This is a genomic window from Ruminococcus sp. CAG:379 (assembly GCF_000434255.1).
Taxonomy (GTDB): Bacteria; Bacillota; Clostridia; order Oscillospirales; family Ruminococcaceae; genus Ruminococcus_F; species Ruminococcus_F champanellensis.
The window spans coordinates 55,916-59,469 of record NZ_FR894882.1 but is presented as its reverse complement, the minus strand read 5'-3'; the positions used below and the strand labels follow the sequence as shown (position 1 = coordinate 59,469).

Genomic DNA, 3,554 nt, shown 5'->3' with positions numbered 1-3,554 from the left:
CACCACGGCTTTGCCGCCGGAAACCACTGCCCCGGCGGAGGAGGAGACCACTGCGCCCCCTTCGGCGGAGACGCAGCCACCCCGGACTGCCCGGCGGGAGCCTGTCAAGACCATGGCTGCCCCGGAACCGGAGCCTGTACCGGTGACAAAGCCGCCGCAGACGTCTGTCACGCAGCCGGAGCCGGAGCCTGACCCGGAGCCGGAAACACCGGTGAATGCCCCGACATACGCTGCCCAGATCCTGGAGTTTGTAAACCAGACACGGGCGGAGTATGGGCTTGCGCCCCTGGTGCTGCATACGGAATTGCTGAAGGCGGCGGACATCCGTGCCCGGGAGATCGCACAGGTGTTCAGTCACAACCGGCCGGATGGCTCCTCCTGCTTTACCGTGCTGGAGGAATGCGACCTTGCGTATAGGACGGCGGGGGAGAACATTGCCCAGGGCTATGCCAGCCCCCAGGAGGTCATGAAGGGCTGGATGAGCTCCGAAGGACACCGGGCGAATATCCTCAACGATGGCTTTTCCATGCTGGGGGTGGGGTATGATTCCGCCACCCGGAGCTGGGTACAGGTCTTTGCCGGATAGCCGGATATAAAAATGAATATACCCCCATATGTGATTTTTCAGGAGGCTTTTTGCGGAAAAGCCTCCTTTTTCGTGGTTTTGCCAAGAAAACGGTTGGGACAAGCCGTTATTTTATTCACAATCATGCAAGAATTATATTGACTTTTGGCATAAAACGCGCTATAATGATTATATGTTATGTACTGTGGGCGGTCATGCGTCCGTCCTGGGCGGACAGTGGCCCCATCAAATTCAACGGAGGTTATCTACAATGAGCAGAGTTTACAATTTCAGCGCAGGTCCGGCGACCCTTCCTGAGGAAGTTCTCAAGCGCGCAGCTGATGAGCTGCTGGAATACGGCGACAGCGGTCAGTCCGTAATGGAAATGTCCCACCGTTCCAAGGAATACCAGGCAATCATCGATGACTGCGAGGCAAGACTGCGCAAGGTGATGTCCATTCCCGACAACTATAAGGTACTGTTTCTCCAGGGCGGCGCATCCTCTCAGTTTGCGATGATCCCCCTGAATCTGATGAATAAGACCGGCAAGGCGGATTTCGTCATCACCGGTCAGTGGGCAAACAAGGCATACTCCGAGGCTGCAAAGCTCTGCGGCGCAGAAAACTGCAACATTGTCGCTTCCTCCAAGGATAAGACCTTCTCCTACATTCCGGAGCTTGACAAGTCCAAGTTCAACCCCACCGCAGATTACTTCCACATCTGCCAGAACAACACCATCTACGGCACCCGGTTCGCTGAACTGCCGGATACCGGCAATGTGCCCCTGGTGGCTGACCTGTCCTCCTGCATCCTGTCCGAGCCGATTGACGTAAGCAAGTACGGCATGATCTACGCAGGCGCACAGAAGAACATGGGCCCTGCCGGTCTGACAGTTGTCATCATCCGTGAGGATCTGATCGGCAATGCCAAGGAAGGCACTCCCACCATGTTCGACTACAAGACCCATGCAGACAACGGCTCCATGTACAATACGCCTCCCACCTACGGCATCTACATTCTCAAGCTGGTGCTGGAATGGATTGAGAAGATGGGTGGTCTGACCGCTATGAAGGAGCACAACGAGAAGAAGGCTGCCATTCTGTACAACTTCCTGGACAGCTCCAAGCTCTTCAAGCCCACCGTACAGGGCAAGGATCGCTCCCTGATGAACGTGCCCTTCGTAACCGGCGATGCCGACCTGGACGCAAAGTTCGTGGCAGAGGCAAAGAAGAACGGCTTCATCAACATCAAGGGTCACCGGAGCGTGGGGGGTATGCGTGCTTCCATCTACAACGCAATGCCCATCGAAGGCGTGGAGAAGCTGGTTGCATTCATGAAGAAGTTCGAGGCTGAAAACGCCTAAGGATACACGGAAACAGGAGGGTTATCATGTTTCAGATTCAGACACTCAATAAAATTTCCAAGGTAGGCACCTGCCGCCTGGACGCTGCAAAGTATACCATTGCTGACGCACCGGAGAATCCGGATGCAATCATGGTTCGTTCCGCCGCTATGCACGATATGGAATTCGGCAGCAATCTGCTTGCCATTGCCCGTGCAGGTGCCGGTGTGAACAATATTCCCGTTGACAAGTGCGCAGAGCAGGGCATTGTTGTATTCAACACCCCCGGCGCAAACGCAAACGCTGTAAAGGAGCTGGTAGTCGCAGGACTGCTGCTGTCCTCCCGGAAGATCTCCGAGGCTATGGCTTGGGTTCCCTCCCTCAAGGAGGAGGGCGACAATGTAGGCAAGCTGGTGGAGAAAGGCAAGAGCCAGTTCGCAGGGCCGGAGATCAAGGGCAAGACCTTGGGTATCATCGGTCTGGGCGCCATCGGCGCACTGGTTGCAAACGTTGCCATTGACCTGGGCATGAAGGTCATCGGCACAGACCCGTTCCTGTCCGTTGGGGCTGCACTCCGTCTGTCCCCGGCAGTACAGGTTGCCAAGTCTGCGGATGAGGTACTGGCTGCGGCAGATTATCTGACCCTGCACGTTCCCTGCAATGCAGACACCAAGGGCTTTATCAACGCTGCTGCCATTGCCAAGATGAAGGACGGCGCAAGAGTGCTGAACTTCGCAAGAGGCGAGCTGGTCAACGATGCTGACATGATCGCAGCACTGGAAGCCGACAAGATCGCTTGCTATGTGACCGACTTCCCCAACGCCAATACCATCGGCGTAAAGAATATCATTGCGATCCCCCACCTGGGTGCATCCACCCCGGAGAGCGAGGACAACTGCGCTATGATGGCTGCGGATGAGCTGTCCGCATACCTGGAGCAGGGCAATATCATCAACTCCGTTAACTTTCCCAACGCAGAAATGCATGCAAACGGCACCAAGCTGTGTGTGCTGCACAAGAATGTGCCCACCATCATTGCACAGATCACTTCCGCTCTGGGCGATGCAGGCAAGAACATTGACAACATGGTCAATGCCAGCAAGAAGGACAACGCTTACACCATGATCGACGTTGCCGGCGATGTAGCCGACAGCATTGTTGACACCGTAAAGGCAATTGACGGCGTCATCCGTGTGCGTGTAATCGCATAATCCCTTCCGGATATACCAAGCGCCCGTTCCCTGAATTGGGAACGGGCGCTTTTTGGCAACACCGCACAAAGCCGCCAGGCGTGCTTTGTGCGGTGTTGCCTTTTGTGTTGCCCTTGATTACGGATTGATCCGGACGCTCTTTCTGCCTCCCTGGGTGGATACGCTGCCGCAGCGGGTGCCTACGTCAATGACGCTGGCTGCCAGCATGGTCATATCCAGCTCCGCATCCTTCAGCAGAATGGAGCCTGCCCCCCTGGGATCCCCGATGCCGGCGATTTCCGAGCCTTCGCAGTTCAGGGCGATGTTGGCACCGTCCACCACCGTGTTGATGCTGCCGTCAATGGTGCCGATGGCGGAGCAGAACCGGGCGTTGATAGCCATGCTCACGGAGGCGTCCCGGATGTCGATGCTGCCGACGCCCTTTTCCAGGGAGCCG

General features: G+C 56.4%; 4 protein-coding genes. 3 read left to right on the top strand and 1 reads right to left on the bottom strand.

Features of this window, described 5'->3' with window-relative positions; all coding sequences use genetic code 11:
* The 3 genes from QVO51_RS05145 to QVO51_RS05135 all read left to right on the top strand — a co-directional run.
* On the top strand, window positions 1–586 hold a 586-nt coding region (locus QVO51_RS05145; protein WP_288167884.1), incomplete at its 5' end, for a CAP domain-containing protein.
* A 250-nt stretch (window positions 587–836) separates the two neighbouring features.
* Window positions 837–1,928: a 3-phosphoserine/phosphohydroxythreonine transaminase gene (serC, locus tag QVO51_RS05140; RefSeq protein WP_022357496.1), complete on the top strand. Its 1,092-nt coding sequence runs from the start codon at window positions 837–839 to the stop codon at window positions 1,926–1,928.
* Window positions 1,929–1,954: 26 nt separating this feature from the next.
* Window positions 1,955–3,118: a phosphoglycerate dehydrogenase gene (locus QVO51_RS05135; RefSeq protein WP_022357495.1), complete on the top strand. Its 1,164-nt coding sequence runs from the start codon at window positions 1,955–1,957 to the stop codon at window positions 3,116–3,118.
* 117 nt (window positions 3,119–3,235) lie between these two features.
* On the opposite strand, the gene QVO51_RS05130 is transcribed toward QVO51_RS05135, so the two are convergent.
* A complete protein-coding gene (locus QVO51_RS05130; protein ID WP_022357494.1) occupies window positions 3,236–3,499 on the bottom strand; it encodes a hypothetical protein in 264 nt (87 codons plus the stop codon).
* Window positions 3,500–3,554 lie beyond the last annotated feature (55 nt).